20 protein-coding genes are annotated in these 20,626 nt (G+C 69.8%); 6 read left to right on the top strand and 14 right to left on the bottom strand.

Annotation, left to right across the window (positions count from 1 at the left end):
- Positions 1-59: 59 nt before the first annotated feature.
- The 9 genes from V8J36_RS05045 to V8J36_RS05005 all read right to left on the bottom strand — a co-directional run bounded on the left by V8J36_RS05045 (position 60) and on the right by V8J36_RS05005 (position 10,090).
- Positions 60-1,004: a DMT family transporter gene (locus V8J36_RS05045; RefSeq protein WP_336466146.1), complete on the bottom strand. Its 945-nt coding sequence runs from the start codon at positions 1,002-1,004 to the stop codon at positions 60-62.
- A 126-nt stretch (positions 1,005-1,130) separates the two neighbouring features.
- A complete protein-coding gene (locus tag V8J36_RS05040) occupies positions 1,131-2,411 on the bottom strand; it encodes a phenylacetate--CoA ligase family protein (RefSeq protein WP_336466145.1) in 1,281 nt (426 codons plus the stop codon).
- 28 nt (positions 2,412-2,439) lie between these two features.
- Positions 2,440-3,291 carry an ABC transporter ATP-binding protein gene (locus tag V8J36_RS05035; protein WP_336466144.1) on the bottom strand — a complete coding sequence of 284 codons (852 nt, stop codon included), beginning with the start codon at positions 3,289-3,291 and terminating at the stop codon, positions 2,440-2,442.
- Between the two features lie 49 nt (positions 3,292-3,340).
- Positions 3,341-4,639, bottom strand: coding sequence for an ABC transporter substrate-binding protein (locus tag V8J36_RS05030; protein ID WP_336466143.1), 1,299 nt, complete (start codon positions 4,637-4,639; stop codon positions 3,341-3,343).
- 58 nt (positions 4,640-4,697) lie between these two features.
- Positions 4,698-5,774: a branched-chain amino acid ABC transporter permease gene (locus V8J36_RS05025; RefSeq protein WP_336466142.1), complete on the bottom strand. Its 1,077-nt coding sequence runs from the start codon at positions 5,772-5,774 to the stop codon at positions 4,698-4,700.
- Positions 5,775-5,820: 46 nt separating this feature from the next.
- Positions 5,821-6,057 carry a hypothetical protein gene (locus V8J36_RS05020; protein WP_336466141.1) on the bottom strand — a complete coding sequence of 79 codons (237 nt, stop codon included), beginning with the start codon at positions 6,055-6,057 and terminating at the stop codon, positions 5,821-5,823.
- A 141-nt stretch (positions 6,058-6,198) separates the two neighbouring features.
- Entirely contained in the window at positions 6,199-7,191 is a 993-nt protein-coding gene (locus tag V8J36_RS05015; RefSeq protein ID WP_336466140.1) for a branched-chain amino acid ABC transporter permease, read from the bottom strand.
- Positions 7,192-7,283: 92 nt separating this feature from the next.
- Positions 7,284-8,117, bottom strand: a complete 834-nt coding sequence (locus V8J36_RS05010; protein WP_442902464.1) for an ABC transporter ATP-binding protein — start codon at positions 8,115-8,117, stop codon at positions 7,284-7,286.
- Positions 8,117-10,090 carry an AMP-binding protein gene (locus V8J36_RS05005; RefSeq protein WP_336466194.1) on the bottom strand — a complete coding sequence of 658 codons (1,974 nt, stop codon included), beginning with the start codon at positions 10,088-10,090 and terminating at the stop codon, positions 8,117-8,119. Before V8J36_RS05005 ends, V8J36_RS05010 begins: the two co-directional genes overlap by 1 nt.
- A gap of 386 nt (positions 10,091-10,476) precedes the next feature.
- Here V8J36_RS05005 and V8J36_RS05000 point away from each other — a divergent pair, with 386 nt between their 5' ends.
- From V8J36_RS05000 to V8J36_RS04975, 6 genes are all read left to right on the top strand, one after another.
- Positions 10,477-12,417, top strand: coding sequence for a PAS-domain containing protein (locus tag V8J36_RS05000; RefSeq protein WP_336466139.1), 1,941 nt, complete (start codon positions 10,477-10,479; stop codon positions 12,415-12,417).
- On the top strand, positions 12,414-13,124 hold the full coding sequence (locus V8J36_RS04995) for a response regulator transcription factor (RefSeq protein WP_336466138.1): 711 nt from the start codon (positions 12,414-12,416) through the stop codon (positions 13,122-13,124). The genes V8J36_RS05000 and V8J36_RS04995 overlap by 4 nt, the downstream gene beginning before the upstream one ends.
- A gap of 60 nt (positions 13,125-13,184) precedes the next feature.
- Entirely contained in the window at positions 13,185-13,895 is a 711-nt protein-coding gene (locus V8J36_RS04990; RefSeq protein WP_336466137.1) for a helix-turn-helix domain-containing protein, read from the top strand.
- Between the two features lie 284 nt (positions 13,896-14,179).
- Complete coding sequence (locus V8J36_RS04985; RefSeq protein WP_336466136.1) at positions 14,180-14,899, top strand: hypothetical protein; 720 nt, start codon at positions 14,180-14,182, stop codon at positions 14,897-14,899.
- A gap of 150 nt (positions 14,900-15,049) precedes the next feature.
- The gene (locus V8J36_RS04980; RefSeq protein WP_336466135.1) at positions 15,050-16,348 is read left to right on the top strand and encodes a flagellar hook-length control protein FliK; all 1,299 of its coding nucleotides are present in this window, start codon (positions 15,050-15,052) and stop codon (positions 16,346-16,348) included.
- A 10-nt stretch (positions 16,349-16,358) separates the two neighbouring features.
- On the top strand, positions 16,359-17,036 hold the full coding sequence (locus V8J36_RS04975; protein WP_336466134.1) for a flagellar hook assembly protein FlgD: 678 nt from the start codon (positions 16,359-16,361) through the stop codon (positions 17,034-17,036).
- A 28-nt stretch (positions 17,037-17,064) separates the two neighbouring features.
- On the opposite strand, the gene V8J36_RS04970 is transcribed toward V8J36_RS04975, so the two are convergent.
- Genes V8J36_RS04970 through V8J36_RS04950 form a run of 5 tightly spaced genes read right to left on the bottom strand, consistent with a single transcriptional unit; the run spans position 17,065 to position 20,534 of the window.
- Positions 17,065-17,589: a hypothetical protein gene (locus V8J36_RS04970; RefSeq protein WP_336466133.1), complete on the bottom strand. Its 525-nt coding sequence runs from the start codon at positions 17,587-17,589 to the stop codon at positions 17,065-17,067.
- A gap of 7 nt (positions 17,590-17,596) precedes the next feature.
- Positions 17,597-18,328, bottom strand: coding sequence for a flagellar basal body L-ring protein FlgH (flgH, locus tag V8J36_RS04965; protein ID WP_442902463.1), 732 nt, complete (start codon positions 18,326-18,328; stop codon positions 17,597-17,599).
- Positions 18,319-18,984 (bottom strand): flagellar basal body P-ring formation chaperone FlgA, encoded by a 666-nt coding sequence (gene flgA / locus V8J36_RS04960; RefSeq protein ID WP_336466131.1) that lies wholly within the window; start codon positions 18,982-18,984, stop codon positions 18,319-18,321. Before flgA ends, flgH begins: the two co-directional genes overlap by 10 nt.
- Positions 18,985-18,989: 5 nt before the next feature.
- Positions 18,990-19,775 carry a flagellar basal-body rod protein FlgG gene (gene flgG, locus V8J36_RS04955; RefSeq protein ID WP_336466130.1) on the bottom strand — a complete coding sequence of 262 codons (786 nt, stop codon included), beginning with the start codon at positions 19,773-19,775 and terminating at the stop codon, positions 18,990-18,992.
- A gap of 15 nt (positions 19,776-19,790) precedes the next feature.
- Positions 19,791-20,534, bottom strand: coding sequence for a flagellar hook basal-body protein (locus V8J36_RS04950; RefSeq protein WP_336466129.1), 744 nt, complete (start codon positions 20,532-20,534; stop codon positions 19,791-19,793).
- Between the last annotated feature and the right edge of the window lie 92 nt (positions 20,535-20,626).

The raw sequence follows: 20,626 nt of genomic DNA, 5'->3' as shown, positions 1-20,626 counted from the left end.
GGGACCGCGGGTCCCCCCGAGCCCCCCCGGCTCTGGCGCTGCTGCCAACGGGACGCGACTCAGCGGCGGGCCGAGACCAGCCAGACACCGGCGGCGGCCACGGCGATGCCGGCCCAGCCGGCCAGCGCCAGGGATTCGCCCAGCGCCGCCCAGCCGATCACCGCGGCCAGTGGCGGCACCAGGTAGAACAGGGCAGAGACCCGCGCCGCCTCGCTGCGCTTCAGCAGGAACAGCAGGATCGAGATCGAGACCAGCGAGTTGGTGATCGACACCCAGAGCACCGCCCCCCAGAAGCCCGGCGTCCAGTCGACCTGCAGCGGCCCGGCCAGCGCCGCCGGCCCGATCACCGCCGAGCCCAGCCCGAAATGGATCAGGTTCACCCACAGCGGATGCGCCGGCACCGCGAAGCGCCGCTGCCACAGCGTCGCCGCCGCCATGCCCAGCATCGAGACGACGCAGGCCAGCACCGCGACCGGCGGCGCGGCATCGAGCCCGCGCCCCGACAGCACCACCGCCAGCGAGCCCCCGGCCCCCAGCGCCAACCCCAGCCAGCCGCGCGCCGCGATCCGCTCGCCGGTCAGCGCGGGCGCGGCCAGCGCCACCGCCAGCGGCTGGGTCGAGCCGATCACCGCCGCCACCCCGGCCGAGACGCCCATCGCCATCCCGGCATAGGCCGCGCCGAAATAGACCACCTGGATCAGGAAGCCGACCATCGCGATATGGCCCCAGGCCCGCGCCCCGCGCGGCATCGGCGGGCGCAGCACCGCCACCACCGGCACCAGCACCGCGACAAGGATCAGGTAGCGGATCGCAAGGAAGCTCAGCGGGTCGGCATGGGCCAGGCCGATCTTGGCCACCACGAAGCCCAGCGCCCAGAGGACAAGAAACACCGCCGGGGCGAGCGCGGCCAGAAGGTCGGCTCCACCGGCCCCGGCCCCAGCGCGCGGGGTTAGCGGCGTGGCAGGGACCGAAGCATCGGGCGCCTTCGGGGCGACGTGGGGCATGGCGGACTTTCGCGGCAGGGGACGTGCCGCCCGAGCCTAGCCGCCGTCCGCGGCCGCGCCCTTTGCCCGCCGCGACAGGCCCCACCCGAAATCGCGTCGCAATCGGGCCGTCCGGCCCGGGCCCGCTCAGTCGTAGACGCGCAGGTCCTCGATCACCTTGCCGTCGTTGGGCAGGCTGCCCGGCGCCACCACCTCGACCCGGCCCTTCAGCTTCAGCGCCGCGATGACCGAGCCTTCGTAGCCGGCGCTTTCCTGGGCCGGGCTTTCGATGCGCACCGTCATCACGTCCATCTCGCCCTCGCGGGTGGCGATGACCCGGGCGCGGGCGATCTCGGGGTGGCGCGCGACCAGCGCCGCCACCTGCTCGGGGCGCACGAACATGCCCTTGATCTTGGTGGTCTGGTCGGCCCGACCCATCCAGCCCTTGATGCGCATGTTGCTGCGCCCGCAAGGCGAGGCCCCCGGCAGCACCGCCGACAGGTCGCCCGTCGCGAAGCGCACCAGCGGATAGTCGGGGTTCAGCGTGGTGACGACCACCTCGCCGACCTCGCCCTCGGGTACCGGGTCGCCGGTGCCGGGGCGCACGATCTCGACCACCACGCCCTCGTCGACGATCATCCCCTCCATCGCGAGGCTCTCATAGGCGATGTTGCCCAGATCCGCGGTGGCATAGCACTGGCGGGTGACGATGCCGCGCGCCTCGTAGTCTGCGCGCAGGCTGGGGAACAGCGCCCCGCCCCCCACCGCGGCGCGGGTGAAGCCCAGGCTGACGCCCAGTTCCTCGGCGCGGTCGAGGATCACCTTCAGATAGTCGGGCGTGCCGCAATAGACGCTGGCGCCGACATCGGCCGCGGCCTGCACCTGCAGGTCGGTCTGGCCGGTGCCGGCGGGCAGCACCGCCGCGCCCACCGCCCGCGCGCCCGATTCGAAGATCATCCCCGCCGGGGTCAGGTGATAGCCGAAGCAGTTCTGCACGATGTCGCCGCGACCGACGCCGCAGGCATGCAGGAAGCGGCCCATCCGCCACCAGTCATGGCCGATGCCGCCGGGCTCGTAGATCGGGCCGGGGCTCTGGAAGACATGGGCGAAACCCGCGGCAGGCGTCACGGTGAAGCCGCCGAAGGGCGGGGCCGCCTTCTGCGCGGCGCCCAGCTCGGACTTGCGCAGCACCGGCAGCCGCGCCAGCGCCGCGCGGTCGGTCACCGCCGCCGGATCGAGCCCCGCCAGATGCGCGGCCAGCCCCGGCGCCGTCATCGCCCGTGCCAGCGCCGCCGGCAGGTCGCGCGCCAGCGCCGCGGCACGTTCGTCGACCGAACGGCGCTCGAGCGCGTCATAGGGCGCGTCATCGGGCCGCGCGCTTCCCGTCGCCGCGGGCGCCGTGCCCGGGCGGTCTGCCAGTCCTGCCATCCGTCACTCCTCCGGTGTCAGCCCGTCCTCAAGCCAGCCAGCGCTTGCGGCGCCGATAGCTTCTGACGTCCCTGAAACTCTTCCGCCCCTCCTCGGACATGCCGAGGTAGAATTCCTTCACGTCCGGGTTCTCGCGCAGGGCTTCGGCCGGCCCGTCCATCACCACCCGGCCGCTTTCCAGGATGTAACCGTAATGGGCATAGCGCAGCGCCACGTTGGTGTTCTGCTCGGCCAGCAGGAAGGTCGTGCCTTCGCCCGCGTTCACCGCGCGCACGATCTCGAAGATCTGCTCGACCAGTTGCGGGGCCAGCCCCATCGAGGGCTCGTCCAGCAGGATCGTCTCGGGCCGGCTCATCAGCGCGCGGCCCATGGCGCACATCTGCTGCTCGCCGCCCGAGGTGTATCCGGCCTGCGACTTCCGCCGCTCCTTCAGCCGCGGGAAATAGGTGTAGACCATCTCCAGATCCGCGGCGACCGCCGCCCGCCCGTCGCTCCGGGTATAGGCGCCGGTCAGCAGGTTCTCTTCGACCGTCAGATGCTCGAAGCAGTGGCGGCCCTCCATCACCTGGATCACGCCCTTCTTCACCAGCGCCGCCGGGTCCAGATCCTGCACCCGCTCGCCGCGATAGAGGATCGAGCCCTTGGTCACCTCGCCGCGCTCGGACCGCAGAAGGTTCGAGATCGCCTTCAGCGTCGTGGTCTTGCCCGCGCCGTTGCCGCCCAGAAGCGCGGTGATCCCGCCCTTCGGCACGCTCAGGCTCACGCCCTTCAGGACGAGGATCACGTGGTTGTAGATCACCTCGATGTTGTTGACCTCGAGCAGGCTTTCGCCCGCCTGTCCGGTCGCGGCCGCGTCCGGTTCAACCCGTGCATCCAGCATCGCATCCTCCGCAGGAAAAGGGGGGGCCGGCGCACCGGCCCCCAAGGCCTCAGTTGCAGCGGTCCTTCAGACCCGCTTCCTTGGCATAGGCGGCGCTGTCCTCGGCGATCAGCGGGTTCAGCACCTCGTCATCCGGCGAGATGAAGCCGGTGACCAGGTTCCACTTCTGCGCCGAGGCATCCCATTGCTGGACCATCGCCGCGCCGGGGCCGCCGTGATCCTCGCAGGTCGCCTTGAACGGCTGGCCGAAGCCCGGCAGGCCCAGCTCGGTCATCCGCGCCTCGGTGATCTCGAGGTTCTCGAAGCCCTCGCGCACCTCGGCCGCCGTCACCTCGGCATGGCCGGCCAGCTCCTGCGCCTTGCGGATCGCCTCGGAGATCACCAGCGCCGCATACATGCCGCGCGAATAGACCGCCGTGCCTTCCTGATCGCCCGCGCCCGCCGCCTTGCCGGCGTCATAGACGTGGGTCTTGAGGTCCGCGTAGATCGGATAGTCCATGCCAAGCCCGTGCAGCGTCACCGCCTTGTAGCCATTGGCCCCCGCACCGGCCGGCTTCACGTCGTTCTCGGACCCGGCCCACCAGATCCCGATCATGTGGTCCATCGGGAAGCGGATGTTCGCAGCCTCCTGGATCGCGACCTGGTTCATCACGCCCCAGCCCCAGAACAGCACGTAATCCGGCTTCTCGCGGCGGATCTGCAGCCACTGCGACTTCTGCTCCTGTCCGGGGCTGTCGACGGGAATGGTCGAGAAGGTGAACCCGTGCTTCTTAGACAGCTCCTCCAGCGTGCGGATCGGCTCCTTGCCATAGGCCGAGTTGTGGAACAGAAGCGTGACCTTCTTGCCCTTCAGATCGCCGCCGTTCTCGTCCAGCAGATGCTTGATCATCACGCTGGCCCCGTCCCAGTAGTTGCCGGGATAGTTGAAGATCCACTCGAACGTCTTGCCGTTCGCGGCCGAGGTGCGGCCGTAGCCCGGCGTGTACAGCACCACCCCGTCCTGGCTGACCTTGGGGATCAGCTGGTAGGTGATGCCCGTCGACAGCGGGTTGTAGGCCAGCGGGCTGTTGCCCTTCGTGGCCTCGTAGCACTCGACGCCCTTCTCGGTGTTATAGGCGGTCTCGCATTCCGGGACCTGGATCTTCTGGCCGCCGATGCCGCCATCCCGCTCGTTCAGAAGCGTGAAATAGTCGTGGAAGCCGTCGGAATAGGGGATGCCCCCGGCGGCGAAGGGACCGGTGCGATAGCTCAGGTCCGGCACGATCAGGTCGGCCTTCGCGGCCCCGCCCGCGACTAGTGCCGCCACCATCGCGGTGGCGAGCGTCAGGCGTGTTGTCTTGCGCGTCATAACCCTGGGTCTCCTCCCTCAGACGTCACACATTCCCCTCCGGCGCCCCCCGCACTCCTCAATGCGGGAAGGGCCAGAGCCTCAGTTTCTCCTTCGCCACCCGCCACAGCTGCGCGAGCCCATGCGGTTCGGCGATCAGGAAGATCACGATCAGCGCGCCCACGATCATCAGCTCGACATGGGCGGCCAGGTCGGTGGGCCAGCCAAGGCTGCCCACCAGCAGGTTCTTCAGCGCCACCGGCAGCAGCACCAGGAAGGCCGCGCCCGCGAAGCTGCCGAAGATTGAACCGAGCCCGCCGATGATCACCATGAACAGCACGAGGAAGCTCTTGTTGATCCCGAAGGCCTCGCCGACCTCGGCCGCGCCAAGGTAGACGCCGAAGAACAGCGCCCCCGCCACCCCGATGAAGAAGGATGACACCGCGAAGGCGGTCATCTTGGTGGTCAGCGGGTTCACCCCGATGATCTCGGCCGCGATGTCCATGTCGCGGATCGCCATCCACTTCCGGCCCACGGTGCCGCGCGTCAGGTTGCGCGCGATCCAGGCCAGCACGAAGACGAAGCTCAGGCAGAACAGGTATTTCGCGCTGGCCGTGGCCGCAGGCCCGGTCACGGCGATCCCCAGCACCTCGCGCGCGGGGGCAGTGATCTGCCCCGAGGCCGAGTAGTTGTAGAACCACGGCACCTTGTTGAAGAGCCAGACCAGGAAGAACTGCGCGGCCAGCGTCGCCACCGCCAGATAGAACCCCTTGATCCGCAGCGAGGGCAGCCCGAAGAGCACGCCCACCAGCGCGGTGATCCCGCCGGCCAGCAGGACATGCACCGGGACCGGCACCATCGGGAAGGCGGTCATCAGCTTGTAGACGGCATAGGCGCCCACCGCCATGAAACCGCCGGTGCCAAGGCTCACCTGCCCGCAATAGCCGGTCAGGATGTTCAGCCCCAGCGCCGCGATCGCATAGATCAGGAACGGCACCAGCACCGCGTTCGCCCAGTAGTCGTCGATGACGAAGGGCACGACCAGAAAGGCCACCGCGACCAGCGCGTAATAGGCCATGCGGTCGAAGCGGATCGGGAAGGTCTGTCCGTCCTCGCGGTAGCTCGTCTTGAAGTCGCCGGCCTCGCGGTACAGCATCAGACCACCCCCTCGCGGGGGCCCGGGCGCCCTTGGACGTGCAGTCTCAGGGCATCGCCCTGCGCAGCGCCAGCCAGGACCACAGCCCGGCGAAGCCGCCGAGGGCCGCGAGAAGCGCATTGGTCATGGTGAGGGTGGGCGGGTCGCTGGCCGGCGCTGAGAGCGCCAGCCAGCCGAACGCCAGCAACGAAGACCAGCCGAGTGTGAACACCAACGCGGCAAGCCGCATCTGCATTCGCATCGTGACGAACCCTCCCAAGTCCGATCCGATCGTCCGCTGCATTCAGCGTGTCTGCTGTCGGGCCCTCCCCGGCTGCGACAGCCTGACGCAGACCACACGACATGATTCCCGGTTCAATCACAAGCGGAATCCCCCGCCGCAATGCAGCAAAACCTGACATTTTCCTGACGTTCCCGAACATTTTCATACCCGCTCGATAATTCGCTCACCGAACAGCCCCTGCGGGCGGAACACGAGGAACAGCAGCGCCAGCACATAGGCGAACCAGTTCTCGGTCGCGCCGCCGACCAGCGGGCCGATCCAGAACTCGAACAGCTTCTCGCCGACGCCGATGATCAGCCCGCCGACGATCGCGCCGGGGATCGAGGTGAAGCCGCCCAGCATCAGCACCGGCAGCGCCTTCAGCGCGATCAGGCTCAGCGAGAACTGCACCCCCGACTTGGTGCCCCACATGATCCCCGCGACCAGCGCCACGAAGCCCGCGATCGACCAGACCAGCACCCAGATGAAGCGCAGGCTGATCCCCACCGACAGCGCCGCCTGGTGGTCGTCGGCCACCGCGCGCAGCGCCCGTCCCTCTTTCGAATATTGCGAGAACAGCGTCAGGCAGGCCACCAGCGCCACCGCGATCAGCGTCGCCACCATGTCGAGATTGTCGATGAAGAAGCCATAGCCGAAGACCGCCGCCGTCGCCGCCTCGACCGTGTCCGAGATGCCCTGCGGCAGGCCCACGTCCAGCGTCTTGATGTCGGCGCCCCACATCACGTCGCCGAGCCCTTCCAGGAAGTAGGCCAGACCGATGGTGGCCATGAACAGGATGATCGGCGGCTGGTTCACCAGATGCTTCAGCACCAGCCGCTCGACCGCGACCGCAAGCCCCACCATCACCGCCGCGGCCAGCACGATCGCCAGCGGCGCCGGCACCTGCCAGCCGAAGTGGTGCAGGCTGGTGCCCAGCACGGCGTTGATCAGATGCGCGAAGGGCACCTGCCCGGTCTGGATGCCGACCAGCGTCAGCGCCGCGAACAGCGCAAGCACCCCCTGCGCATAGTTGAAGATGCCCGAGGCCTTGAAGATCAGCACGAAGCCCAGCGCCACCAGCGCATACATCACGCCGGCCATCAGCCCGTTCAGCGTGACCTCCATGGCGAACAGAAGCTGGTCAGGCAGCTGCATGGAATGTCCCTTCGGTTACCGGACCGCGCGCCCGGGGTGTACGGGGGGTGTACAGGGGGTGCACGCAAGGCACCGGGGTCATTCGGGCCCGCTCAGCCATGCGATGTCCCCAGATAGGCGGCGATCACCTCGGGGTTCGCGCGGACCTCGTCCGGCGTCCCGTCCCCGATCTTGCGCCCGTAATCCATGACCACGACGCGGTCGCTCAGGTCCATGACCACGCCCATGTCATGCTCGATCAGCGCGATGGTCGTGCCGAATTCGTCATTCACATCAAGGATGAAGCGGCACATGTCCTCTTTCTCCTCGACGTTCATCCCCGCCATCGGCTCGTCCAGCAGCAGGATCTTCGGCTCGGCCGCCAGCGCCCGCGCCAGCTCGACCCGCTTCTTCAGCCCATAGGGCAGCCGGCCCACCGGGGTCTTGCGGATGTTCTGGATCTCGAGAAAGTCGATGATCCGCTCGACCACCGCGCGGTTCGCCACCTCCTCGGCCTCGGCCCGCCCCCACCACAAGGCCTGCGAAAAAAGCCCGGATTTCATATGGGTAAGCCGGCCGGTCATGATGTTGTCCAGGACCGACATCCCGTCGAACAGGGCGATGTTCTGGAAGGTCCGCGCGATCCCCTGCGCCGCCACCTGATAGGGCCGCATCGGCGCCCGCGTTTCGCCGCGAAACAGCACCTGCCCCTCGGAGGGCACATAGAACCCCGAAATGATGTTCAGCATCGAGGATTTGCCGGCCCCGTTCGGCCCGATGATCGCGCGGATCTCGCCCTCGCGGATGTCGAAGGAGATGTCCTTGATCGCCACCACGCCGCCGAAGCGCAGGGTGATGTTGCGCATCTCCATCACCACGCCGCCGATGCGCCGCCCGTCGGCGGTGGTGGTCCAACCCTCTGGTTCGGCTTGCAGATCACGCATCATCATTCCGCCGCCATCCCTGTTGCCGTCCCGGTTCCCGCCGGCACCGTGCGCGCGCCCTCCAGCCGCAGGGTCGCGCGGATCACCCCCTTGCGCCCGTCCTCGTAGGTCACCTCGGTCGCGGTCGCGACGCTGTCCGACCCGTCGTAAAGCGCCGCGATCAGGTCGGCGTATTTCTCGGCGATCACGCCGCGGCGCACCTTGCGCGTCCGCGTCAGCTCCCCGTCGTCGGCATCCAGCTCCTTGTGCAGCACGAGGAAGCGGTGGATCTGGCAGCCCGACAGCATCGGGTCGGCCGCGACCGAGGCGTTCACCTCTTCGACATGGCCGCGCAGCATCTCGTAGACCCGCGGATGGCCGGCCAGTTCCTGATAGCTGGCATAGGCGATGCCGTGCCGCTCGGCCCAGTTGCCGACCGCGGTCAGGTCGATGTTCAGGAAGGCGGTGCAGAAACCGCGCCCGCCGCCGAAGACCACCGCCTCGAGGATGTTGGGATAGAACTTCAGCTTGTTCTCGACGTATTTCGGCGCGAACAGGCTGCCGTCGGCCATCTTTCCCACGTCCTTCGCGCGGTCGATGATCCGCAGGTGCCCGGTCTCGGGCTCGATGAAGCCCGCGTCGCCGGTCGCCACCCAGCCCTCGGGATCCTTGGTCGAGGCGGTGCTGTCGGGGTTGTTGTAATATTCCACGAAAGTGCCGGGCGAGCGGTAGAAGACCTCGCCCGTCTCGGCGATGCGCAGCTCGACGCCGGGCGAGGCCACGCCCACGGTGTCGGACCGCACCTGCCCGTCCGGCTGCTGGGTGATGAAGACCGAGGCCTCGGTCTGCCCGTAAAGCTGCTTCAGGTTGATGCCCAGCGCCCGGTAGAAATCGAAGATCTCGGGCCCGATCGCCTCGCCCGCGGTATAGCCGACGCGGATTCGGGAATAGCCCAGCGTATTCTTCAGCGGCCCGTAGACCAGCAGGTTTCCCAGCGCATAGTGCAGCCGGTCCCGGGTCCCCACCGGCGCGCCATCAAGGATCGCGGGCCCCACCCGCCGCGCCAAGTCCATGAAATGCCGGAACATCCGCCGCTTCAGGGCCGAGGCATCCTCCATCCGGATCATCACCTGCGTCAGCTGTCCCTCGAACACCCGCGGGGGCGCGAAGAAATACGACGGCCCGATCTCGCGCAGGTCGGTCATCATCGTCTCGGGGCTCTCGGGGCACGAGATGCAGAACCCCGTCCACATCGCCTGCCCGACCGAAAAGATGAAATCCCCCACCCACGCGATCGGCAGATAGGCCAGGATCTCGTCGCCGGCCTGCAGGTGATCGAACTCCGAGGTGTTGCGCGCCGTCTCGATGATGTTGCGCATCGACAGCACCACGCCCTTCGGCCGCCCCGTGGTCCCCGAGGTGTAGAGCATCACGCAGGTCGTGTCGGGCCCCAGCGCCGCGATCCGGCGATCAAGCTCGCCCTCCAGCCGGTGATGCGCCGCGCGCCCCTCGGCCATCACGTCCTCCAGCGCGTTCATCCGCGCATGGTCGTATTTCCGCATGCCGCGCTTGTCGGTGTAGATCACATGCGCAAGCTCGCCACCCGCCGGCGCGCCGACCTCGATGACCTTGTCGACCTGCTCCTGGTCGCCGCACAGCACGAAGCGCGCCCCGCAATGGCCCAGCACATAGGCCATCTCCTCGGCCACCGCGTCCTGATACAGCGGCACCGGCACCGCCCCGCACATCTGCGCGGCGATCATCGCCCAGTAATGCTGCGGCCGGTTGCGCCCGATGATCGCGATATGGTCGCCCGGCGCCAGCCCCAGCGCGAGGAAGCCCAGCGCCATCGCCCGCACCTCGGCCGCGGCCTCGGCCCAGGTCCATTGCTGCCAGATGCCGAATTCCTTCTCGCGATACGCGGGCCGTGCCCCGTAGCGTTCGGCGTTGCGCGCCAGCAATGCAGGAATGCTTCCGGGCACGCCCGAAGCCGCGATCTCACTCACCAGCCGTCTCCTCCCTGCCCCCTCTCCGGGGGGATCGGCGGCGCGCGGCTCCTCTTCCGCACGCTGCCTCTGGCCTCAGCCTTGAGGCGAATGATTACCCGAGTTTTTCCCAATCCCAACGAATTGTTGCACCCCGCCCCCGCTTTCGGCTTCGCCGAAAACTCCCGGGGGAGCCCCGCAGGGGCGGGGGCAGCGCCCCCCTCTTCGCGCTTTCGCACTGGTCCAAATATCCCGGGGGAGTCGCGGCCCCCGGGCCGCGGCGGGGGCAGCGCCCCCCTGCCCCTGTGTCGGCCGCCGCCCCACCGCCCCCTTGGCGACGCAGCGGCCCGCTTGACCCCCTGCGGCCCCGCCCGCCAGATGCGGCAGGGAGGACGGCGATGACGGGCGAGCGTGACAAGCTGGTGCAGGCGGGGCTGAACCTGATCGGCCAGGCGCTGTCGATCTTCGACCGCGACCTGCGGCTCGCGGTGTCGAACCGCCAGTACCAGCTGATGTTCGACCTGCCCGACACGCTGACCCGCACCGGCACCCCCTTCGACGAGACGATCCGCTTCCTCGTCCGGCGCGGCGAATACGGCCCCGTCGAAGACATCGAAGAGGCGGTGCGCGCCCGCGTCGAGCAGGCCCGCGCCTTCGTGCCCCATTACATGGAGCGCCGCCGCGCCGACGGTCGCTGGGTCGCGGTCGAGGGCAGCCCGCTGCCGCAGGGCGGCTGGGTCACGGTCTACACCGACATCACCGCGATCAAGCGCCAGGAAGAGCTGCTGCGCGCCCGCTCGGAAGAACTGTCGGGGCAGCTGCTGACCCATGCCGAACAGCTCGCCGCCACCAACCGCGAACTGGCCGCAACCAATGCCGCCCTCACCGAAGCCCGCCACGAAAGCGCCGAGGCCGAGGCGCGGATCCGGCTGGTGACCGAAATGACGCCGGCCCATATCGCCCATGTGAACCGCGACCGGGTCTACACCTTCTCGAACCGCAGGCTCTCGGCGGTGATGCCCGGCAGCCTCTCCGACATCGTCGGGCGGCCGATGGAAGTCTGCCTCGGGGCGGAAGCGGCGGCCCGGATCCTTCCGGGCATCGACCGCGCCCTGGCGGGCGAGGCGCATGTCTTCGAGATCACCCATGCCCCCTCGGGCCGGCGGATCCGCATCGCCCTGACCCCGGACCGCGACGCGACCGGCCGCGTCGGCGGGGTCTACATCCTTTCGACCGACGTCACCGCCGAGGCGCAGGCCCGCGCCGCGCTGACCCATGGCGCCAAGCGCGAGCTGGCGGCCCAGCTGACCTCGGGCCTTGCCCATGATTTCGCGAACCTGCTGACGATCATCCTCGGGCTGCAGGGGCGGCTTGAACGGATGGCTGCGTTGCCAGAGGGCGCGGGCGAGCTTGTGGCCGCGACGCTGGCCGCCGCCCGCCGCGGCGGCACGCTGCTCGACCGGATCGCGGCGATCAGCGGCCCGCGTGAGCTGCGCCCGCATCCGGTGACCCTCGGGCCGTTCCTCGCGGACCTGGTGACGCTGGCGGGGCCCGCGCTCGGCCCGCGCCTGACCCTGACCGCCGAGATCGCGGGCCTTGCGGCGCCGGTGCTGCTCGATGCGGGCTCGCTGCAGGACGCGCTTCTGAACCTGATCCTGAACGCCCGCGACGCGATGGCGGGCGGGCCCGGGCGGATCACGGTCCGCGCCGCCGCACTGCGCGACACCTGGATCGAGATCACCGTCGAGGACGAGGGTCCGGGCTTCTCTCCCGCGGCGCTCGACCACGGGCTCGACCCGTTCTTCACCACCAAGGGCGGCGAGGGATCGGGCCTTGGCCTGTCGATGGTCTTCGACCACACCCGGCTTGCCGGGGGCACGGTGCGGCTGTCGAACCGGGCCGAGGGGGGCGCCCGGGTCGTGTTGCGCCTGCCGCTGCGCCCGGCCCCCGCGCCGGGCCAGCCGCGGCTGGTGCTGCTGGTCGAGGACAACGAGACGATCCGCGCCGAGATGCGCCGCCTGATCAACGACTTCGGCCATGCGGTGATCGAGGCCGAGACCGCGGACGAGGCGCTGGAACTCGCCAGGCTCGACGAACTCGGGTTCGTGCTGTCGGACATCGGCCTGCCCGGCGGGCTGACCGGCGTCGCGCTTGCCGAAAGCCTCGCGACCGCCCGCCCGGGCCTGCCGGTCTGCCTGATGACCTCGCTGCCGCCCGGCGACCGGCTGCGCGCCGCCGCCCGTTGCCCGGTGCTGTCGAAGCCGGTCGGTGCCCCGGCGCTGGCCGCCTGGCTGCCGCCGGTCCTGCCCCTGACCGCACAGGAGGCCGGCGCCGCATGACCCTGCCGCTGCCCCATGTCGCGATCCTCGACGACGAGCCCGAGATCCGCCGGATGCTGGCCGATGCGCTGGAAGAGGCGGGCTTCCGCACCACCCAATACGGCCGCGCGACCGAGTTCGAGGCCGCGCTGCGCCGTGCCTCGCCCGATGTCTGCCTGGTGGACCTCGGGCTGCCCGACCGCGACGGGCTGGCGCTGGTCCACCGGCTGGCGCTCGAATCCGGGGCGGCGATCATCATCATCTCGGGCCGGGCGCAGGTGCAGGACCGGGTGACCGGGCTCGAACTGGGCGCGGACGACTACATCATCAAGCCCTTCGACCCGGCCGAGGTCGTGGCCCGGATCCGCGCCCGCCTGCGCCGTCCCCGCGCCGAGGCCGGGCGCGAGGCCGAGATCGCGCATTTCCCCGGCTGGACCGCCGATTTCGCCCGGTTCGCGCTGATCGACGCAACGGGGCAGGAGACCGCCTTCAGCCAGGCCGAGGGCGAGGTGCTGCGCCTGTTCCTCGACAGCCCGCGCCGGCTGCTGACCCGCGCGCACATGCAGGAGGCGCTGGGGGGCACGGCATCCGAAGGCTTCGACCGGGCGATGGACGTGCGCATCTCGCGGCTGCGCACCAAGCTGGGCGAGGATCCGAAGAACCCGCGGCTGATCAAGACCATCTACGGCGCGGGCTACATCTTCCTCGGCGACGTGCGCTGGGGCTGAGCCGGGCTTGACCTGCGCCCCCCGCGCGGCCATTCCGGGATCATGGCGCGAGGAAGGATCATGCACGCGGACCCGCCCGACCGACGAGAGCCCCCGGGGGGCGAGGTGCCGCGCATCTCGTCCGCCGTCGTGCTGACCGGCGACGACGGCGCGGCGCGACTTCTCGAGACGCTGTTCACCGGCAGCTTCGGCTGGTGGACCCGCCGCTGCGCCCGCATCGACGAGGCCCGCGCCGCCTGCGACGGGGCGACCTTGCTGGCGGCAGAGGTCGGCGGCAGTGCCGCCGCGGCGGCGCTGGCGGTGATCCCGGCCGGGCTGCGGCTGGCGGTCGACCCCGGTCTTGACGGCGCGGGGCTGGCGGCGGCGCTGGCCGCGGGCTTCGACGAGGCGGTGCGCACCCCCCTGCTGCGCGCCGAGATCGAGGCCCGCCTGCGCCGCATCCCGGTGATCGCCGGGCGCGGGGACCCGCTTCTGTACCGGCTGGCGGCGACCCCTGCCGGCGAGCCGGTCGAGATCGCCGGGACCGAGGACGGCAGCCTGCTGAAACTGACCCCGATCGAGGCCGACATCCTGCGCGTGCTGGCGCGCGAGGCCGGCCGCACCGTCACCCGCGACGACCTTTCGCGCCTGATCGACCGCTGCGACTGGGACTATGGCGACCGCAAGTTCGACGTCCATGTCACCCGCATCCGCCGCAAGCTGACCGCGGGTTTCGGCGACCGCTATCAGGTCGCGGCGGTGCGCAGCGTGGGCTACCGGCTGGAGGCCTGACCGCCGGGGGTCAAGCGCGAGAATTGTTAAGGGATCCTTAATCCCGGGCGTGAAAGTCCCCACCTCTGGCTGTGGGAAACCATATCCAAGAATACCATATATAGTGCGAAAGCCGGCATATCGCGAGATATGGCCCGACATCCCGTCATCAACAGATACAACCTGTGGATAAGTCCACAGCCGCGACCTGAGTCGCCCGCCGCGAACCTTAACACTCGCACCCTTCGGCCTGCGGGAACTTGCCGGTATATGTGGTGTCACACTGACGTGAGGCCACTACCGGTATGCAACCTGCAGCACTTCTCGAGGAGATCTGGACCGGCCGCATCCGGCCCGCCCGCGCCTCGGGCGTCGCGGATCTCGAGACGCTGCTCGAGGCGATGCTGCCCGTCCGGCTGATCTCGCTGACCCGCGCCGGGGGCGCGGACCGGCCGCTGCTGATGCCCGATTCGACCGAGATGATGCCCGACCTGCCGCTGGGCGACGTGCTGGCCGAAGAGCTGGACCTGATCGTTGCGCCGGGCACGCTGGTGCTGATCGCCGACACCCGGGCCGCGGCGTCGATGTCGGAGGTTTCGGCCCGCGCCGGCGCGGCGATGGGCGACCTGCTGCACCGGCTGGTGGCCCGCGCCGACTTGCCGCTGAGCCAGGAGACCGAGGCGCTGGTCCGGCTGGTGCGCGCCTGCCAGGCCCGGGCGGCGCGGCTGGGAACCCGCGTCGCGGGCTTCGATGCCGCCGCCTTCGGCGATGGCCTCGCCGTCGCGCTGGGGCTGTTCTGGGCCGGCGATGCCGCCGCCCCGATCCGCGGCGCCGACTTCCTCGACCGCGACGAGGTGCTGAGCTACCTGCGCGCGCTCGACCCCGCCTTCTCGGGCAAGGCGAGCCCTTCGGTGCCCGACCTGCTGGCCGGCCCGAGCGGCCTGTCGCGGCGGTTCGAGGACTGGGCCTCGCCCGTGCTTTCGGCCCTGCGCGCCCATCTTGGCCCGGCGCAGACCGTCGCCTGACGCGGCCGGGACATTTCCGCACCATCGCCGCGGAAAGCCGCCGGTTTAACCCTTCTTTAACGACGTTTTCCTTTAGGCGGCGCGGTGGCTCCGGCATACTGCGCCCAACCGGGCCGATGCTTGATGCGGGCCCAGGCGGGGAGCTTTCCGGTGATTGGTATCGCGGTCGGGTCAGTGCTGGGGACGGGTCAGGCGAGCGTGGGGGCGACGCTGGCGGGCCTCGGGCGCGGGGGCGCCGCGGCCGCGGAGGGCAAGAGCCGCAGCTTCGCCGACCTGCTGTCGGGCAGGCCCGCAGGCGATGATGCCGACAGCACCGCGGATCAAGGCCTTGTCGAAGACCCCGGGACACCTGCCGAGGCGCTGGACGCTGCCACCGCGCGCCTGCAGGCCATCGCCAAGGGCGAAGGCGGCGACGACAGTGTCGGGGCGGTGCTTTCGGACCTGAAGCTGGCCCTGGACGAGGCCGCGCCGGGCGATCCGGCGCAGGATGCCGCGGCCGGGCAGAGTTTCCTCGACACCTTGTCCGACGTCACCGGGGACACGGACGACACCGGGGACGACAGCGCCCTGATGGACGAGATCGCGGCGCTGATCGGGGGCATGGTTCAGGGCCAGCCGCTGGCGCAGGTCGCGCAGGCGCTGCTGGGGCTGTCGCAGGCGCCCGGCCTCACCGCCGCCGACGACGCCACCGCGGACCCGACGACCGGCGACGCCACCGGCGCGACAGCGACGACGACGGCGACGGCGACGACAGGGTCTGCCGGCACCGCGTCCGGCGCTTCCGCGATGCCTGCGCCGCACGGCACGCAACCGGCCGGCGGTCCCGCGGACCGTGCCGGGTTCGAGGTGCTGATCGCGCAGGGCGATGCGGCGCAGGCGGCCGATCCCGCCGATGCCGGCCAGCCGCACGAGGGGATCGACGCCGCGGCGGCCGATCTTCCGGCGCCACAGGCCAGCCTGCCCGCCGGCGCGACACCGGCCCAGACCCAACCCGCCGCCGCCAGCACGACGGCGGCCACGGCCCAGCCCGAACCGACGCGCGCCCAGCAGCGGCTGGCCTCGACCGTGGCCGAGCAGATCCGCAGCGTCGAGCTGGACCCGGGCCAGACCCGGATCGAGCTGAAGCCGCACGGGCTGGGGCAGATCGAGATCGACATCGCGCAGGGCAGCGACGGCAGCCTGAAGGTGACCGTACGGGCCGAGAACCCGATGGTGCTGGACGCGCTGCGCGCCGACCGGGTGGCGATGTCCCAAATGATGCAGGACCGCGGCTTCTCGATGCAGGGCGGCGGGCCGGACTTCGAACAGTTCGGCGGCAATCGCCAGGGCCGCGACCGCAGCGCTGCGGCCGGCGCCGGCACCGATGCGATCGGCGACATTTCCGAGACCGAAGCCGAGGCCGCGCCGCGCCGCGTGACCGGCGACGGGCTTCTCGACCTTCTGACCTGAGGAGCCAGCCTTGGCCGTCGACACCACCACCGCCACCAGCAGCACCGCCAGCACGAGCAGCACGAGCAACGCGGCCTCAAGCCTGACCGCGCTGGGCGAGGACTATACCGCGTTCCTGCAGCTGCTGACCGCGCAGATCTCGAACCAGGACCCGCTGGAACCGATGGATTCGACCGAGTTCGTCAGCCAGCTGGCGCAGCTGAGCCAGGTCGAGCAGACCGTGCAGACCAACAGCCAGCTCGAAACGATCTCGGCCAGCCTCTCGGCCGCGGCGGCGATGAGCGGGGTGAACCTGATCGGGCACAACGTCACCGTTGAGACGGCGCAGCTGGGCCTGCTCGATGGCACCTCGTCGTTCAGCTATTCGCTGGACAGTTCCGCGGCCAGCGCCAAGGCGGTGATCACCGACGGCACCGGCAAGGTGGTGCGCACGATCTCTGGCCTGTCCACCACCGGCAGCACCTTGACCGACGTGACCTGGGACGGGCTCGACGACAGCGGGCAGGCGGTCGCGGACGGGGCCTACAATGTGTCGATCGTCGCGGCGGATTCCAGCGGGACCGCGATCGGGGCCAGCACCTATGCCGGCACCTCGGTGCAGAGCGTGGTGATGAACGACGGCAGCCCGCTGCTGCAGCTGGGCAATGGCGAGGCGGTGGCGCTGTCTTCGGTGCTGGCGATCAACTGAGCGCGCCGCGCCACCTGCGCCCGGCCGGTCAGCTGTCGGGCGCGATCCCCGCAAGCTGGACCGCCACGCCCTCGGCATCGACGACCTTCAGCGCGCTGACCCGGACCCCGGCCACGTCGACCCGGCGCTGGCGCAGCGCCTGGGCGAGGAATTCGGTCAGCCGGGTGCTGTCATCGAGATGCGCGCGGATGCCGGGCACCTGCATCGCGTCGGCCAGCGCAAGGATCATCGCGTCCTTGATCGAGGTCCGGTTCGCGCCGCGGCGGGTGAAATAAGCGGTGTCGTCGCTGGCCATCGCCACGTCGACCGTCGCGGTCAGCGTCATCCCCAGCAGCCCCGCGTCCAGCGGCAGGGCCAGCCGGCCCAGCGGCACGATCCGCGGCTGGGCGAAGATGTCGCCCTCGGCGGCACTGCCCGCAGGCGGGCGCGGCGGCTCGCGCAGCTGTTCCCCGGCGATGTAGCCGACCAGGGCGCAGAGAACCGGCGGCAGCAGCAGGAACAGCCTGAGCCACTTGCGTTGGTCCTCGTCCTTGCCCTTTGCCGGCCCCGCCATCGGCGCCTCAGTAGGGCAGGATGACGTCGAGCGCGTCGCTGCCGTAACGCGGCTGCTGCACTTTCGAAAGCTGGCCGCGGCCACCGTAGGTGATCCGCGCCTCGGCGATCTTGTCGTAGGGGACGGTGTTGTCCATCTCGATGTCGACGGGGCGGATGATCCCGGCCACGCGCAGTTCGCGCAGCTCGTGGTTCACCTTCACCTCCTGACGGCCGGCGATGACGAAGTTGCCGTTCGGCAGCTTCTGCGTCACCAGCGCGGCGATCTTCAGGCTGATCGTCTCGTTGCGCTGGATCGAACCCTTGCCGTTGTCGGAGCTGTCCGAATTCAGGTCGACCAGCTTGCCGTCGGTGACAAGCCCGCCCACGTTCAGCCCCAATACGGAAGGCGTGTCGACGCTGGTCGAAGAACTGCGCGAACGGTCGCTTTCGTTTTCGAGCTGCGCCTCGTCCTTGATCTCGATGGTGACGGTCAGCAGGTCGCCGACGCGGCTGGCGCGCTGGTCGCCGAAGAACCCGCGCGAGCCGCGCTGCCACAGCGAGGCCGCCTCGGCCCGGGTGGGGGCGCGGTAGGGCTCGGGGTCGGGCATCGGCACCTGAACGCGGCCGGCCTCGGCCATGGTCATGTCGTTCAGGGTCAGGTCGGACACCTGCGGGTCACGCTGGAAGGCGTTCTTGTCGCAGCTCGTCAGCGCGATCAGCGCGAACGAGACGACGGCGGCGGTGCGCTTCACGGGGATACCTCCACGACACCGTCGCCGCGGGCGATGCCGACGACGGTCTTGTTGCTGGCCAGATTGACGACGCGGATCTGCTCGCCCTCGAGCCCGTCGGTCAGGGCCTTGCCGGGGGCGGTCAGATCGAGCCCGCCATGGGTATAGGTGATGGTCACGCGCTCGCCCTTCGGCACCACGATCGGGTCGCCGACCGATTGCACCATGACCGGGCGGCCGGCGGTCAGGACGCGGCGGACCTGCTTGCCCTCGAGCGCCTCGGCGCGGGTGATCGCATAGGTGCCGACGGCGGCGACCGGCACCGGGACCTCTTCGATGTCGGCGGCGGTCAGCATCTCGCCCGGCATCAGGCGGCGCACCGGCACCGGCACCGGCACGGTCAGCGTCGCCAGCCCCCAGATCCGGTCGTTGCCGCCGACCGAGGTCACGACATTGGCCACGAACTGCCCCGTCGCCTGGTCCAGATACCAGTCCGAGATCAGCACCGGCTCGCCCCCCGGCGCGGGCGACTGCAGCGAGATGTCGAAGCGGCCGTTCTCTGGCAGCTGGTATCCCCAGGTCTCGGACGCCTTTTCCTCGACCAGCTGCTCGACGGGCACGGCCCATGCCACGCCGCCCCCAAGGGCGATCGCGAGGCCGAGAAGGATCGGGGCAAGACGCATGAGGCTCACCGCACCTGGTTGGCAGACGACAGCATCTCGTCCGCGGTCTGGATCGCCTTCGAGTTCATCTCGTAGGCGCGCTGGGCGGTGATGAGGTCGGTGATCTGCTGGATGATGTTGACGTTCGAGTTTTCGAGATAGCCCTGGCGCAGCACGCCCACGCCCTCGTCGCCGGGGTTCGCCGCCACCGCCTCGCCCGAGGCCGTGGTCTCGCGCAGAAGGTTGTCGCCCTCGGCCTTCATCCCGGCCTCGTTGATGAAGGTGGCCATGCTCAGCTGGCCCAGTTCGACCGGCGTCGCGCTGCTGCCGACATAGGCCGAGACGATGCCCTGCTCCGAGATCGCGACCGAGGTCGAGTTGTCGGGGATGGTGATGCCGGGGTCGATCTCGTAGCCCTGCTTGGTGACCAGCGTGCCTTCGGCCGACATCTGGAAGTTGCCGTCGCGGGTATAGGCGGTGCTGCCGTCGGGCATGTTCACGACGAAGAAGCCCTTGCCGTCGATGGCGACGTCCAGCTGGTTCTCGGTCGCGGTCAGGCCGCCCTGGGTGTTCAGGCGGATCACGCCCGCGGTCTGCACGCCCATGCCGATGTCGACGCCGACGGGGCGGGCGGTGCCGGCCTCGTTGGTCAGCGCACCCTCGCGGACCTGGCTCTGGTAGACCAGATCCTGGAAGGCGGCGCGCATCGACTTGAAGCCCGTGGTGTTGGCGTTCGCGATGTTGTTCGCGATCACGTCGACGTTGGTCTGCTGCGCCATCATGCCGGTGGCGGCGGTGGCCATCGCTCTCATCGCGGTCTCTCCTTATCAGCCGGTCGGGCCAAGGCGCTGCAGAGTGTCGCGCCTGAGGGAATTCTCGTCGTCGAGAAGGGTCATCGCCCGCTCGTAGGCGCGCTGGATGCCCATCATCCGGGTCATCTCGATCACCGGCTCGACGTTGCTCTGTTCGAGGTGGCCCTGCGCCAGACGCGGGGCCTGCACCGGCTGCAGCGGCGGGGCGCTGCCGTCGGCGGGGGTGAACATGCCGCCCGGCAGGCGGGCATAGCTCTGGATGTCGGGGGCCTCGAACACGCCGATCGTCGCCACCGCCTCGCCCGCGGCGTTGGAAATCGTGCCGTCCGAGCCGATCGTGACCGCGCCCTGATCCTCGGGGACCTGGATCGGGGCGCCGCCGGCGTCGAGAACCTGCGCCCCGCCGGCGGTGACCAGCATGCCGTCCGCGTCCAGCACGAACTGGCCGTTGCGACCGAGCCCGGTGCGCCCGTCGGGGGTCTGGTAGCCGAACCAGCCCTCGCCCAGAACGGCCGCGTCCAGCGGGTTGCCGGTGGCCAGCAGCGCGCCCTGCGCCGGGTCCATGTAGCTGCCGGAATCGAGCGAGAAGAACACGTCGTCCTTGCCGATCTCGGAGGGGCGCAGAAGATAGCTTTCGAACAGGGTCTTCTCGCCCTTGAACCCGGCGGTGTTCACGTTGGCGAGGTTGTTGGCGGTGATGTCGAGGCTGCGCTCGAGCGACGAGGCGAGCGTCAGCGAGATATAGCTGGAATTGTCCATTCCGGTGCCCGCCTCCCGGCTGCCAAGCGACGACGACCCGGAACGCGCCGGGCCTTTATCCATGTATAGTGTGACCAAGCATGAAAAGAAAG

The sequence above is a fragment of the Frigidibacter sp. MR17.14 genome, assembly GCF_037095735.1.
GTDB lineage: Bacteria > Pseudomonadota > Alphaproteobacteria > Rhodobacterales > Rhodobacteraceae > Frigidibacter.
This window is presented reverse-complemented; position numbering and strand designations above follow the sequence as displayed.

What these genes read in the sequence shown, in the direction of transcription:
- V8J36_RS05015 (WP_336466140.1), bottom strand. Translation starts at nt 7,191, where the DNA reads ATGCAGCTGCCTGACCAGCTTCTGTTCGCCATGGAGGTCACGCTGAAC.
- V8J36_RS05020 (WP_336466141.1), bottom strand. Translation starts at nt 6,057, where the DNA reads ATGCAGCGGACGATCGGATCGGACTTGGGAGGGTTCGTCACGATGCGA.
- V8J36_RS05030 (WP_336466143.1), bottom strand. Translation starts at nt 4,639, where the DNA reads ATGACGCGCAAGACAACACGCCTGACGCTCGCCACCGCGATGGTGGCG.
- flgA (WP_336466131.1), bottom strand. Translation starts at nt 18,984, where the DNA reads ATGCGTCTTGCCCCGATCCTTCTCGGCCTCGCGATCGCCCTTGGGGGC.
- V8J36_RS05000 (WP_336466139.1), top strand. Translation starts at nt 10,477, where the DNA reads ATGACGGGCGAGCGTGACAAGCTGGTGCAGGCGGGGCTGAACCTGATC.
- V8J36_RS04985 (WP_336466136.1), top strand. Translation starts at nt 14,180, where the DNA reads ATGCAACCTGCAGCACTTCTCGAGGAGATCTGGACCGGCCGCATCCGG.
- V8J36_RS05045 (WP_336466146.1), bottom strand. Translation starts at nt 1,004, where the DNA reads ATGCCCCACGTCGCCCCGAAGGCGCCCGATGCTTCGGTCCCTGCCACG.
- V8J36_RS04950 (WP_336466129.1), bottom strand. Translation starts at nt 20,534, where the DNA reads ATGGACAATTCCAGCTATATCTCGCTGACGCTCGCCTCGTCGCTCGAG.
- V8J36_RS04990 (WP_336466137.1), top strand. Translation starts at nt 13,185, where the DNA reads ATGCACGCGGACCCGCCCGACCGACGAGAGCCCCCGGGGGGCGAGGTG.
- V8J36_RS04970 (WP_336466133.1), bottom strand. Translation starts at nt 17,589, where the DNA reads ATGGCGGGGCCGGCAAAGGGCAAGGACGAGGACCAACGCAAGTGGCTC.
- V8J36_RS05040 (WP_336466145.1), bottom strand. Translation starts at nt 2,411, where the DNA reads ATGGCAGGACTGGCAGACCGCCCGGGCACGGCGCCCGCGGCGACGGGA.
- V8J36_RS04995 (WP_336466138.1), top strand. Translation starts at nt 12,414, where the DNA reads ATGACCCTGCCGCTGCCCCATGTCGCGATCCTCGACGACGAGCCCGAG.
- V8J36_RS05035 (WP_336466144.1), bottom strand. Translation starts at nt 3,291, where the DNA reads ATGCTGGATGCACGGGTTGAACCGGACGCGGCCGCGACCGGACAGGCG.
- V8J36_RS05010 (WP_442902464.1), bottom strand. Translation starts at nt 8,117, where the DNA reads ATGATGCGTGATCTGCAAGCCGAACCAGAGGGTTGGACCACCACCGCC.
- V8J36_RS05025 (WP_336466142.1), bottom strand. Translation starts at nt 5,774, where the DNA reads ATGCTGTACCGCGAGGCCGGCGACTTCAAGACGAGCTACCGCGAGGAC.
- flgG (WP_336466130.1), bottom strand. Translation starts at nt 19,775, where the DNA reads ATGAGAGCGATGGCCACCGCCGCCACCGGCATGATGGCGCAGCAGACC.